Genomic DNA, 13318 nt, shown 5'->3' with positions numbered 1-13318 from the left:
GTCAGCTCTTCTCCTTCTTCGCGCCGTAACGGCTGCGCGCCTGCTTGCGGTTGCGGACACCCTGGGTGTCCAGCGAGCCGCGAACGATCTTGTAACGCACGCCGGGGAGGTCCTTCACCCGGCCACCGCGGACGAGCACGATCGAGTGCTCCTGCAGGTTGTGACCGACGCCGGGGATGTAGGCGGTCACCTCGATCTGGCTGCTGAGCTTCACGCGAGCGACCTTGCGCAGCGCCGAGTTCGGCTTCTTCGGGGTGGTGGTGTACACGCGAGTGCACACGCCGCGCCGCTGAGGGGAACCCTTCAGCGCCGGGGTCTTGGTCTTGGTCGTCTTCGCCTGGCGGCCCTTTCGGACCAGCTGCTGGATCGTGGGCACCGGGTTTCTCCGCTCCCTTCGGCCGCATCCGCGGCCGCGCCGTCTGCTCGTTAGCCGGCCTGATGACCGGCTCTCCTACATTCCGACCAGGGCCGCCTTGCGGAGACCCCGGCACCCGCGGTCGGGCGTGTCGCCCTCGTCACGGCCCCGTTGCGGACGCTCTCGCGTTCGTACCGGGTTTTGTCACCGGCGCGCGGGTCGCCCCGCCCCGGATCTTTGGCTTGTCGTGCCGCCGTCCGTAAGCCGGAAACAGCGCACGCACGAGTTGCCCGGGCATGCCCGGGCACAAGGGGAAAGAGTACCTACCACAACCGCCCAGGTCAAAACGGAATGGCCCGGCGACCGTCTCACACCCGCCGGCCGGATCTCGTCCTGCCTCGTCGCCCGCGATGGGCACCTACGAACACAAGTGTAACGGCTTCCCCGCAGAAGCACCCATCGCCCCCGGGGTGACCGCAAGCCTTCCGCGGAAAACCCCCGTCAGGTGCCGGATCTCTCGGTGATGACTCTCACGTCAGGGTCAGAAGCAGGGCAAGACCCAGGCCCAGCAGGCTGAGCAGTGCTCCCGCCGCGCCGCAGCTGATCCCGGCCATCGCCAGCCCGCGGCCGGTGAACTGGACCGCGGAGGGCGCGGTCGGCCGCCGGATCTGCCGCCGGCCGAGCAGCCCGACGACGACGGCCGCCCCGCCGGCCAGCACACCCAGCGCGGCGAACGCCCCGGAGGCCCAGGCCCCGCCGTCGTTCTTGAAGGCCACTCCGAAGCAGATCACCAGAAGTGAGACCAGAAGTGAGGCGATCCCCGCCGCCAGCGCCCCGATGGCCAGCCCAGAGGTGACCGGTGCCACGTCCAGGTGCACGACGCCGAACGGCGTACCCGAAACCCCCTCCACCCGCTTCGGCGGCCGGCGTTGGTCGTCGGTGGGCGGCGGCACCGAACGCCCCGGAGGGCCACCCCACCCCGGGCCGTGCCCCGGCGGCGGGCCCCAGCCGGGCGGCGCCCCGTGCCCGGACGACGGCGGGCCCCAGCCGTACGGCGCAGCCGGCCCAGACGGGGACGGGCCCCACCCAGGCGGCGCAGACGGCGCAGCGGACGACGGACCCCACCCGGCCGGCACGCTCGGCGCAGACGAGGACGGACCCCAGCCGTAGGGCACTCCCGAACCGGCCGCCGGCGGGCCCCAGCCGGGCGGCACACCCGGCCCGGAGGTGGGCGGGCCCCAGTCCTGCGGCGTCGAGGTCGGGGCGCTGGAGACCGGGTAAGGCTGGTCGGAGCCGGGCGTCGGGGTCGCGCCCCAGCCGTTCGGACCCCAACCGGGGGGTGGTGCCGCAGGGGGTGGCGGGCCCGGGATGGACGCCGGTGGGTGCGGCTCGCCGCTCGGGCCGGGTCGCGCCCAGTCGCTCGGCTCGGATGGCGGAGCCGGAGGGTCCGGCGGGCCGGCCGGTTCGTCCGCAGGGGGCCGCGCCGGTTCCGTCACGAGGTCCTCCTGTCGAAAGGCCGCCACCGACACACGGCGGACACCGGCCAGGCTACCGCCGCGAGCACCGCCGCCCGCGCCGGGCGCGGCCACCGGTGGCTCAGTCCATGTTCGCCGGGTAGTCGTGGCCGAACGGGGCGCCGGCCAACCGGACCACCCCGATGACCACCGCGGCCACCACACTGACCGCGACCAGCACCAGGCCGGTCCAGGCCATCCACTCCCCCCGTCGCAGCCAGACGCCGCCGGTCAGGAACCCCCCCGAGGCGTACGCCTCCCGGCGCGCCTGCCGTGCCAGTTGCAGGGCCACCGTGGCCGGCACCACGCCACCGATGAACAGCCCGGTCAACATGCCGAGCAGGCCCAGCGCGAAGACCGCCCGTGCCTTCGTGGCGCGGGCCGGGTCCGGGTCCAGCGGGTGGCGCACGCCCTGCTGGGCGACGGACACCTGCCCGGGTGCGGTCGTCATCCCCCCATCATGCCGAACCCGGCCCAGGGGTGGGTCGGCACGCACACGACGAGGCCCCCGGCTTTCACCGGGGGCCTCGTCGTGTTACTGGTGCTTAGCGGTACGACCCGAAGTCGAAGTCGTCCAGCGGCACGGCCTGCCCGCTGGCCGGCCCGAACCCGTAGTCGGTCTCCGGGTAACCGGTCATCGAGTAGACCTTGGCCTTGGCCTCCTCGGTCGGCTCGACCCGGACGTTGCGGTACTTGCTGATGCCCGTACCGGCCGGGATGAGCTTTCCGATGATCACGTTCTCCTTGAGGCCGACCAGGGAGTCGCTGCGCGAGTTGATCGCAGCGTCGGTCAGCACCCGGGTGGTCTCCTGGAAGGAGGCCGCCGAGAGCCAGGAGTCGGTGGCCAGCGATGCCTTGGTGATACCCATCAGCACCGGACGACCAGCGGCGGGCTCGCCGCCCTCCGAGACGAGCCGGCGGTTCTCCGACTCGAACAGCGCCCGGTCGACGAGCACACCCGGCAGGAACTCGGTCGAGCCGGAGTCGATGACCGTCACCCGCTTGAGCATCTGGCGGATGATGATCTCGATGTGCTTGTCGTGGATGAGCACACCCTGCGAGCGGTAGACCTCCTGGACCTCACTGGTCAGGTGGACCTGGACCGCCCGCGGACCCATGATCCGCAGCAACTCGTGCGGGTCGATGGTGCCCTCGGTCAGCTTCTCGCCGACCGCGACGTGACCGCCGTCGTGGGTACGGAGCTTGACCCGCTTCGAGATCTTGTCGTAGACGATCTCTTCGCTGCCGTCGTCCGGCACCACGATGATCTTGCGCGAGCGCTCGCCGTCCTCGATCCGGATCTTACCGGGGGTGTCGGCGATGGGCGCCTTACCCTTCGGGACCCGAGCCTCGAAGATTTCCTGAACACGCGGCAGACCCTGGGTGATGTCCTCACCCGCGACACCACCGGTGTGGAAGGTACGCATCGTCAGCTGCGTACCGGGCTCACCGATGGACTGGGCGGCGATGATGCCGACCGCCTCGCCGATGTCGACCGACTTACCGGTCGGCAGCGACCGGCCGTAGCAGGCCGCGCAGACGCCCAGCTTCGACTCGCAGGTGAGCACGCTGCGCACCCGGACCGTCTCCACACCAGCGGCGACGATCTTGTCGACCCCGATGGAGTTGATGTCCTGACCGCGCTCCGCCACCACGGTGCCGTCCGGCCCCTTGATGTCGTCGGCGAGGGTCCGGGCGTGCACGCTGGTCTCGGCGTGGGTGTGGACGACGAGCTTGCCGTCCAGCTTCTCGCCGATCTGCATCGGGATCGCCCGGTCGGTGCCGCAGTCCTCTTCGCGGATGATGACGTCCTGCGAGACGTCCACCAGACGACGGGTCAGGTAACCCGAGTCGGCGGTCCGCAGCGCGGTGTCGGCGAGACCCTTACGGGCACCGTGCGTGGAGATGAAGTACTCCAGCACGGACAGACCCTCCCGGTAGCTGGCCTTGATCGGCCGCGGGATGATCTCGCCCTTGGGGTTGGCCACCAGACCACGGATCGCCGCGATCTGCCGGAGCTGGAGCAGGTTACCGCGAGCACCCGAGTTGATCATCTTCCACAGCGGGTTCTCCTGCGGCAGCGCGGTGTCCATCTCCTTGGCGACCTCGTTGGTCGCCTTGGTCCAGATCTCGATCAGCTCGCCGCGACGCTCCTCGGCGGTCATCAGACCACGCTGGTACTGCTTGTCGATCTGGTCGGCGTCCTTCTCGTACTTCGCCAGGATCTCCGCCTTGCGCGGCGGAGCGATGACGTCCTCCATGCCGATCGTCACGCCGGACCAGGTGGCCCAGTGGAAACCGGCCTCCTTGAGCCCGTCCAGGGTGGCGGCCAGCGCCACCTTGGGGAAGCGCTCGGCGAGGTCGTTGACGATCGCGGAGAGCTGACCCTTGCGGATCTCGTAGTTCACGAAGCGGTAGCCCTGCGGCAGCGTCTCGTTGAACAGCACCCGACCCAGGGTGGTCTCCACGGTCAGCGGGTCACCCTCGACCCAGCCCTCCGGGGCGCTCCACGCCTCGGAGCCGTTGCCGTTGTCGACACCGACCACGCCGCGCAGGCGGATCTTCACCGGCGCCTGCAGGTGCAGCTCGCCGTTGTCGAAGGCCATCCGCGCCTCGGCGTCCGAGCTGAACGCCCGACCCTCGCCCTTCTCACCGGCGGTGAGGTGGGTGAGGTGGTACAGACCGATGACCATGTCCTGGGTAGGCATGGTGACCGGCTTACCGTCGGCCGGCTTGAGGATGTTGTTCGACGACAGCATCAGGATCCGCGCCTCGGCCTGGGCCTCGGCGGACAGCGGCACGTGCACCGCCATCTGGTCACCGTCGAAGTCGGCGTTGAACGCCGTGCAGACCAGCGGGTGGATCTGGATCGCCTTGCCCTCGACCAGCTGCGGCTCGAAGGCCTGGATGCCCAGACGGTGCAGGGTCGGCGCCCGGTTGAGCAGCACCGGGTGCTCGCCGATGACCTCTTCCAGCACGTCCCACACGACCGGGCGCTGACGCTCGACCATCCGCTTGGCGGACTTGATGTTCTGCGCGTGGTTGAGGTCGACCAGCCGCTTCATCACGAACGGCTTGAACAGCTCCAGCGCCATCTGCTTGGGCAGACCGCACTGGTGCAGCTTGAGCTTCGGGCCGACCACGATGACCGAACGGCCGGAGTAGTCGACGCGCTTGCCCAGCAGGTTCTGGCGGAACCGGCCCTGCTTGCCCTTGAGCATGTCGGACAGCGACTTGAGCGGGCGGTTACCCGGGCCGGTGACCGGCCGGCCGCGACGGCCGTTGTCGAACAGCGCGTCGACGGCCTCCTGGAGCATCCGCTTCTCGTTGTTGACGATGATCTCGGGCGCGCCGAGGTCGATCAGTCGCTTGAGGCGGTTGTTCCGGTTGATCACGCGGCGGTACAGGTCGTTCAGGTCCGAGGTCGCGAAGCGGCCACCGTCGAGCTGCACCATCGGGCGCAGGTCCGGCGGGATGACCGGGACGCAGTCCAGCACCATGCCGAGCGGCGAGTTGCGGGTGTTCAGGAACGCCGCGACGACCTTGAGTCGCTTGAGCGCCCGGATCTTCCGCTGGCCCTTGCCGGACCGGATGGTCTCCCGCAGGCTCTCGGCCTCGGCGTCGAGGTCCATGTTCTGGACCAGCGCCTTGATCGCCTCGGCGCCCATGGAACCGGTGAAGTACTCACCGAACCGGTCGCGCAGCTCGCGGTAGAGCAGCTCGTCGGTGACCAGCTGCTTCGGCTCCAGCTTGCGGAAGGTGTCCAGCACCTCGTCCAGGCGGTCGATCTCGCGCTGGGCCCGGTCGCGGATCTGGCGCATCTCGCGCTCTCCGCCCTCCTTGACCTTGCGCCGGACGTCCGCCTTGGCACCCTCGGCCTCCAGCTCGGCCAGGTCGGCCTCGAGCTTGGCGGCCCGCTTCTCGATCTCCGAGTCGCGGCTGTTCTCGGACTGCCGCTTCTCGGCCAGGATCTCGTTCTCGATCGTCGAGAGGTCGCGGTGACGCGACTCCGCGTCCACGCTCGTCACGACGTACGAGGCGAAGTAGATGATCTTCTCGAGGTCCTTGGGAGCGAGGTCCAGCAGGTAACCCAGCCGGCTCGGAACGCCCTTGAAGTACCAGATGTGGGTCACCGGAGCGGCGAGCTCGATGTGCCCCATCCGCTCACGGCGGACCTTGGAGCGAGTCACCTCGACGCCGCAGCGCTCACAGATGATGCCCTTGAACCGGACGCGCTTGTACTTACCGCAGTAGCACTCCCAGTCCCGCTGCGGACCGAAGATCTTCTCGCAGAAGAGCCCGTCCTTTTCCGGCTTCAGGGTGCGGTAGTTGATCGTCTCAGGCTTCTTGACCTCGCCGTGCGACCACTGACGGATGTCGTCGGCGGTGGCGAGACCAATGCGCAGCTCGTCGAAGAAGTTGACGTCGAGCACTATGTCCCCTATGTCGTCGTCTGTACTGCTAATTCTCGGGTGGGGTCGGGGGCCGGCGAGCCGGCCCCCGACCGCTCACCTCAGACCTCTTCGACCGAGCTCGGCTCGCGCCGGGACAGGTCGATGCCCAGCTCCTCAGCGGCCCGGAACACCTCGTCGTCGGTCTCGCGCATTTCCAGGGCCACACCGTCGCTGGAGAGCACCTCGACGTTGAGGCACAGCGACTGCAGCTCCTTGAGCAGCACCTTGAACGACTCCGGGATGCCCGGCTCCGGGATGTTCTCGCCCTTGACGATGGCCTCGTAGACCTTCACTCGGCCGAGCACGTCGTCGGACTTGATCGTGAGCAGCTCCTGCAGGGCGTAGGCAGCGCCGTACGCCTGCATCGCCCAGCACTCCATCTCACCGAAACGCTGACCACCGAACTGCGCCTTACCACCCAGCGGCTGCTGCGTGATCATCGAGTACGGGCCGGTCGAACGAGCGTGGATCTTGTCGTCGACCAGGTGGTTGAGCTTCAGGATGTAGACGTAGCCGACCGCGATCGGGTCCGGCAGCGGCTCACCGGAACGACCGTCGAACAGCTGCGCCTTGCCGGTACGACCGATCAGCTGCTTGCCGTCCCGGTTGGGCAGGGTCGACTCGAGCAGACCGGAGATCTCCTCCTCGCGAGCACCATCGAAGACCGGGGTGGCCACGTTGGTGTCGCCCTCGGACTCGTGCGCGTCGATCGAGCGCAGCTGACGCTTCCAGTCGGCGTCGTCACCCTCGACCTTCCAACCGGTCTTGGCGACCCAACCGAGGTGGGTCTCCAGCACCTGGCCGATGTTCATCCGGCTCGGCACACCGAGCGGGTTGAGCACGATGTCGACCGGGGTGCCGTCCTCAAGGAACGGCATGTCCTCGATCGGCAGGATCTTCGAGATGACACCCTTGTTGCCGTGCCGGCCGGCGAGCTTGTCGCCGTCCTGGATCTTGCGCTTCTGGGCGACGTAGACCCGGACCAGCTCGTTGACACCCGGCGGCAACTCGTCGCCGTCCTCGCGGGAGAACGTGCGCACACCGATGACCGTGCCGGTCTCGCCGTGCGGCACCTTCAGCGAGGTGTCCCGAACCTCACGCGCCTTCTCACCGAAGATCGCGCGGAGCAGCCGCTCCTCCGGGGTCAGCTCGGTCTCACCCTTGGGCGTGACCTTGCCGACCAGGATGTCACCGGGGACGACCTCGGCGCCGATCCGGATGATGCCGCGCTCGTCGAGGTCAGCGAGCATTTCCTCGCTGACGTTCGGGATGTCGCGGGTGATCTCCTCCGGACCGAGCTTGGTGTCCCGGGCGTCGACCTCGTGCTCCTCGATGTGGATCGAGGTGAGCACGTCCTGCTGCACGAGGCGCTGCGACAGGATGATCGCGTCCTCGTAGTTGTGGCCCTCCCAGCACATGAACGCCACCAGCAGGTTGCGTCCGAGTGCCATCTCGCCCTCGTCGGTGCACGGACCGTCGGCGATGACCTGACCGGCCTCGACGCGGTCGCCCTCGAAGACGACCGGCTTCTGGTTGACACAAGAGCCGGCGTTGGAGCGGCGGAACTTGTGCAGCAGGTACGTCCGGCGGTGGCCGTCATCCTGGTGGATGGTGACGTAGTCGGCGCAGAGATCCTCGATCACACCGCCGACCTCGGCGACCACCACGTCGCCAGCGTCGACAGCGGCCCGGTACTCCATGCCCGTACCCACGAGCGGCGCCTCGGCCTTGACCAGCGGCACCGCCTGGCGCTGCATGTTCGCGCCCATCAGTGCCCGGTTGGCGTCGTCGTGCTCGAGGAACGGGATCATGGCGGTCGCGACCGAGGTCATCTGCCGGGGCGAGACGTCCATGTAGTCGACGGCACCGGGGACGACGTCCTCGGTCTCGCCGCCCTTACGACGGCAGAGCACCCGGTCCTCGGCGAACGTGCCGTCAGCCTTCAGGCGCGCGTTGGCCTGGGCCTTGACGAACCGGTCCTCCTCGTCCGCGGTCAGGTAGTCGATCTGGTCGGTGACCCGACCCTCGACGACCTTCCGGTACGGCGTCTCGATGAAGCCGAACGGGTTGACCCGGGCGAAGGTGGACAGCGCGCCGATCAGGCCGATGTTCGGGCCTTCCGGCGTCTCGATCGGGCACATCCGGCCGTAGTGGGACGGGTGCACGTCGCGGACCTCGAAGCCGGCCCGCTCCCGGGACAGACCACCCGGGCCGAGCGCGCTCAGCCGACGCCGGTGGGTCAGGCCCGCCAGCGGGTTGGTCTGGTCCATGAACTGGGACAGCTGGGACGTCCCGAAGAACTCCTTGATCGCCGCCACCACCGGGCGGATGTTGATCAGGGTCTGCGGGGTGATCGCCTCGACGTCCTGCGTGGTCATCCGCTCGCGGACGACCCGCTCCATCCGGGACAGGCCGACCCGAACCTGGTTCTGGATCAGCTCGCCCACGGTACGGAGGCGCCGGTTGCCGAAGTGGTCGATGTCGTCGGCCTCGTAGCCGTCCTCACCGGCGTGCAGCCGGCACAGGTACTCCACGGTGGCGACGATGTCGTCCTCGGTCAGCGTGCCGGTGGTGATCGGCACGCCAACTTCCAGCTTCTTGTTGAACTTGTAGCGCCCGACCTTGGCGACGTCGTACCTCTTCGGGTTGAAGAAGAGGTTGTCGAGCAGGGTCTGGGCGTTCTCGCGCGTCGGCGGCTCGCCAGGGCGCAGCTTGCGGTAGATGTCGAGCAGAGCCTCGTCGGCGCCGGCGATGTGGTCCTTCTCGAGCGTGGTCATCATCAGCTCGGACCAGCCGAACTTCTCACGGATCCGCTCGGCCGACCATCCGATGGCCTTGAGCAGGACGGTGACGGCCTGCCGACGCTTGCGGTCGATGCGTACGCCGACCGTGTCGCGCTTATCGATGTCGAACTCCAGCCAGGCACCCCGACTCGGGATGACCTTGACGCTGGAGAGGTCGCGGTCGGAGGTCTTGTCCGGCTGCTTGTCGAAGTACACGCCCGGAGACCGGACGAGCTGGCTGACCACGACGCGCTCGGTGCCGTTGATGACGAAGGTGCCCTTGGGCGTCATCATCGGGAAGTCACCCATGAACACCGTCTGGCTCTTGATCTCGCCAGTGGTGTTGTTGGTGAACTCCGCGGTCACGAAGAGCGGAGCGCAGTAGGTCAGGTCCTTCTCCTTGCACTCCTCGATCGAGGCCTTGACCTCGTCGAAGCGCGGCGCTGAGAAGGAGAGCGACATGGTGCCGGAGAAGTCCTCAATGGGACTGATCTCTTCAAGGATCTCCGCGAGACCCGATCGTGCGTGCGGGTCGTCCGCCGACCGGCCCTGCCAAGCCTCGTTGCCGACGAGCCAGTCGAAGGACTCGTTCTGAATGGCAAGGAGGTTGGGGACCTCGAGGTGTTCGGTGATCCTGCCGAATGAAACTCGGCGGGGAGCGAATGCGCTCGACGTACGACTGGTCTTCGCAGGGCGGGAAGCTGCCAAGATGCGTCCTTCCGAGGACCGGTGCTGCAGAACGGCTGGTACGCGTGCACTCCAATGACCCCACCAGAAATATCCGTAAACGGACATTTCCGAGCAGGGGTCAAGTCGGAAGGCAGCGCAAACTAGCAGTGTAGCCGAGAGGCTAACCGCTGTCCAGCCCACCCCGCAGGTTGTTTGCGGAGCGCGCCTCGGCCCCCGTCAACCGGGGTCTGCCGGGCCGCTCAGAACGCAACTCCCCACTGGGCCGCTCGGGTTACAGCGGCTGATGGTGCCGTCGCTGTCATACCCACGTCGTGGCCGTCGCAAGCGCGGTGTCTTGCTGGTGTCAGCGTGCCTGGCAGCCCCGGGCCGCGTCAAGGGCCGGTATCCGGGTTGTCCCCTGTTTCCCACTGGAGGGCGACCCGCCACGCTCGTTCGGGTCAAGGGTACCCATGGTCGGCGCCCAGCTCAGGACCGGTCGCAGCCAGATCCACCAAAACGGCGGGCGGTGATCCGTGTCGGATCACCGCCCGCCGCTACGCGATGGTGTCCCAGCTCACGAGCCGGGTACGCGTTGGTGGAACGTCAGGTCACTTGAGGGTGACCTTGGCGCCCTCACCCTCGAGCTTGGCCTTCGCCTTGTCGGCGGTCTCCTTGTTGACCTTCTCCAGGATGGCCTTCGGCGCGGACTCGACCGCGTCCTTGGCCTCCTTGAGGCCCAGGCCGGTCAGCTCACGCACGACCTTGATGACCTGGATCTTCTTGCCACCGTCAGCCTCGAGGATGACGTCGAACTCGTCCTGCTCCGGCTCGGCCTCGGCCGCAGCGGCGCCGCCGCCACCACCCTGGGCGATCGCGACCGGAGCGGCAGCGGTGACCTCGAAGGTCGTCTCGAACTGCTTCACGAACTCAGAGAGCTCGATCAGCGTCATCTCCTTGAACGCGTCGAGCAGCTCGTCGGTGCTGAGCTTCGCCATATCTGGCGTCCTTTCCTGATTCTGTTAAGTAAGAACTGGTGCGCCGTGGGGGCCTCAGGCCGCCTCGGCGCCCTCCTTCTCGCGCTTGTCCTGCAGTGCAGCCGCCAGACGGGCGGTCTTCGACAGCGGGGCCTGGAACAGGGCCGCGGCCTTGCTCAGGTTGCCCTTCATCGCGCCGGCCAGCTTGGCCAGCAGCACCTCGCGGGACTCAAGGTCGGCGAGCTTCGTGACCTCGGCCGCGGTGATGGCCTTGCCCTCGAAGACACCGCCCTTGATGACGAGCTTCGGGTTGGCCTTCGCGAAGTCGCGAAGCCCCTTCGCCGCCTCGACGACGTCGCCCGAAACGAAAGTCAGCGCGGTAGGACCGGTGAACAGCTCGTCGAGGCCGGTGATGCCCGCGTCCGTCGCAGCACGCTTGGCCAGCGTGTTCTTCGCGACCGTGTAGCTGGTATCGGCGCCGAGCGAGCGCCGAAGCTGGGTGAGCTGGGAAACCGTCAGACCGCGGTACTCGGTCAGCACGGTGGCGCCCGAGCTGCGGAAGCTCTCGGTCAGCTCAGCGACGGCCGTGGCCTTGTCGGCCCGGATCGGCTTGTCCGCCATGTCCCTCCTCTCTCGTTACTCGAGGCTGGTCCCCGTCTCGGCCGAAGCCGGAACGGGGGCGGAGGCAGCGCGACAACGAAAAAGCCCCGGCGCAGGGCGCACGGGGCGAGGGCCGGCGGATCGTCATGGTCGGCGGACCATGCTCACTGCCGAGTTACGCTTGCCGCCCTACGCGGGTCGCCCGTTGTCGCGGGACCTTCGACCGTGCCGAAACACGGTGACCAGCGGTCTCTGGGTGGTTCCTCATCCATGAGAACACGGATGACGGTTGAAGAGTACGCGCCCCGACCAGCAGCGCCAAATCGCGCCCGGTGAGCCGCGTCACCCACGCCAGTGCCGGTCAGCCCTGGGCCCGCCGACGCCACAGGTAGCCGCCGACGACAGCGGCGCTCCAGGCCAACGCCCACCCGCTCAGCCCCAGCACTGTCAGCGCGGCGGCGTCGCCGGCGGTGGTGCGAGCGGCCGCCATGATCGGCGGTGCCAGCCAGGGGGCGACCGAGCCGGTCAGGCCGAACACCACCGCGCCGACCCCGCCGAGGGCCAACACCGCGACGCCGTACCCGGCGCCGCCCACCGACGCCCGGCTGGCCAGCGCCCCAAGAGCAACCGCAGCGGGTACGACCAGCACGTGCGCCCACAATCCCAGCGCCAGCCCGACCGGAATCGACCGGTCCCCCGGGTCGACCGGGCCGGACACCCCGCCGACCAGCCACGGAAAGAGCAGCGCGACGGTCACCGTCGCCAGCGCCGCCACCGCGGCGGCGAGCAGCCCGGCCAACCGCTCACGGGCCACTCCGACCGTCACCTGCGCCAGTCGACGCTGCACGTCCGGCTCGACGTCCAACAGGATCTTGGTCTGCCAGGCGAGCACCGGAAAGAGCACGACCGCGGAGACCCCGTACGCCTCCGCCGGCTGGGCTCGGCCACCGCCGTAGAGGGTGCCGAGCGTGATCAGGCCGGCGAGCAACGGCGCCAACGCCCGGCCAGTTCGCAGTAAACCGGCCAACCGCATCCGGACCAGGGCGCTCACCGGGTCTCCCCCGCTGCCGACTCGACAGCGGCGTCAGCGGCCTCCGGCTGCTCCGCTGTCACCTCCCCGGCCATCTTCAGCGACGGCTCGGCGGGTCGGAGCGGCTCGACGGGTAGGGCCTGGGACGCGGCGGTGGAGGCGTCGGAGCGTACCCGCAGCACGTGGTGGCCCTCGGCGCGCACCCGGGCGACGGTGCCGGCAACCCGCGCGGCCGGCACCGCTACCTCGACCACCGCGATCGTCTCGTCCGGCGACGACGTCTCCTCGGAGAGCGAGCCGTCGGCCACCAACCAGCGGCGCGCGGCCGGGAGCCGGACCGTCTCGCCGCGGTGGTCGCTGACCAGGACGGACCCGTCGGCGGCGAGCACCTCGGCGATCAGCTCGGGCACCAACTCTCGGGTGGCGGCGTCCAGCCCCTCCCACGGCTCGTCGAGCACCAGCAGGCCCGGTGGGCGCAGCAGCGCCTGGGCCAGGCCGACCTTCTGCGCGGTGCCCTTGGACAGCTCCGGCAGCCGGACCGAGCGGAAGGCGGACAGCCCGAGCCGGTCCGTCCAGGAGGTCACGGCCTCGTCGGCCGCAGCCCTGCCCAGACCCGCCACCCGGGCCATCCCGGTCAGATAGCGGGCCACCGTGAACGGTTGGTCCGTGGGGAAACGCTCCGGCACCCAGCCCACCCGCGCCGGCCGGTCGGTGACCCGGCCCCGGCCCGGGCGGAGGACCCCCGCGGCCACCTGGAGCAGTGTCGACTTGCCCACCCCGTTGCGGCCCAGCACGATCGCCACCTCGCCGGGACCGATCCGCACGTCGATGCCTTGCAGCACCCACGGCCCGCGCCGGTGGTACCGCAACCAGACGTTCTCCAGGCGCATGGCGTCGAGCCTGCCACACCTGGAACGCGCCGGGGCGCCGCCACTGTCG

At 69.0% G+C, this 13318-nt stretch carries 9 protein-coding genes; all 9 read right to left on the bottom strand.

Annotated features, from left to right (window positions below):
- Position 1: 1 nt before the first annotated feature.
- On the bottom strand, positions 2 to 376 hold the full coding sequence (gene rpsL, locus KBX08_RS15160; RefSeq protein WP_007465318.1) for a 30S ribosomal protein S12: 375 nt from the start codon (positions 374 to 376) through the stop codon (positions 2 to 4).
- A gap of 509 nt (positions 377 to 885) precedes the next feature.
- The gene (locus KBX08_RS15155) at positions 886 to 1266 is read right to left on the bottom strand and encodes a hypothetical protein (RefSeq protein ID WP_210784145.1); all 381 of its coding nucleotides are present in this window, start codon (positions 1264 to 1266) and stop codon (positions 886 to 888) included.
- Between the two features lie 685 nt (positions 1267 to 1951).
- Complete coding sequence (locus KBX08_RS15150) at positions 1952 to 2320, bottom strand: hypothetical protein (RefSeq protein WP_210784125.1); 369 nt, start codon at positions 2318 to 2320, stop codon at positions 1952 to 1954.
- A 94-nt stretch (positions 2321 to 2414) separates the two neighbouring features.
- Positions 2415 to 6302 carry a DNA-directed RNA polymerase subunit beta' gene (locus KBX08_RS15145; protein WP_210784124.1) on the bottom strand — a complete coding sequence of 1296 codons (3888 nt, stop codon included), beginning with the start codon at positions 6300 to 6302 and terminating at the stop codon, positions 2415 to 2417.
- Positions 6303 to 6382: 80 nt separating this feature from the next.
- Positions 6383 to 9814, bottom strand: coding sequence for a DNA-directed RNA polymerase subunit beta (locus tag KBX08_RS15140; protein WP_091402413.1), 3432 nt, complete (start codon positions 9812 to 9814; stop codon positions 6383 to 6385).
- A gap of 569 nt (positions 9815 to 10383) precedes the next feature.
- Positions 10384 to 10770 (bottom strand): 50S ribosomal protein L7/L12, encoded by a 387-nt coding sequence (gene rplL / locus KBX08_RS15135; RefSeq protein ID WP_030489578.1) that lies wholly within the window; start codon positions 10768 to 10770, stop codon positions 10384 to 10386.
- A gap of 54 nt (positions 10771 to 10824) precedes the next feature.
- Positions 10825 to 11370, bottom strand: a complete 546-nt coding sequence (gene rplJ / locus KBX08_RS15130; protein ID WP_112584808.1) for a 50S ribosomal protein L10 — start codon at positions 11368 to 11370, stop codon at positions 10825 to 10827.
- Positions 11371 to 11710: 340 nt separating this feature from the next.
- Entirely contained in the window at positions 11711 to 12400 is a 690-nt protein-coding gene (locus tag KBX08_RS15125) for a hypothetical protein (protein ID WP_210784123.1), read from the bottom strand.
- Positions 12397 to 13269 carry an ATP-binding cassette domain-containing protein gene (locus KBX08_RS15120; protein ID WP_210784122.1) on the bottom strand — a complete coding sequence of 291 codons (873 nt, stop codon included), beginning with the start codon at positions 13267 to 13269 and terminating at the stop codon, positions 12397 to 12399. The genes KBX08_RS15125 and KBX08_RS15120 overlap by 4 nt, the downstream gene beginning before the upstream one ends.
- Positions 13270 to 13318 lie beyond the last annotated feature (49 nt).

The organism is Micromonospora sp. H61 (assembly GCF_018070325.1).
In the GTDB taxonomy this organism is placed as follows: domain Bacteria; phylum Actinomycetota; class Actinomycetes; order Mycobacteriales; family Micromonosporaceae; genus Micromonospora; species Micromonospora salmantinae.
This window is presented reverse-complemented; position numbering and strand designations above follow the sequence as displayed.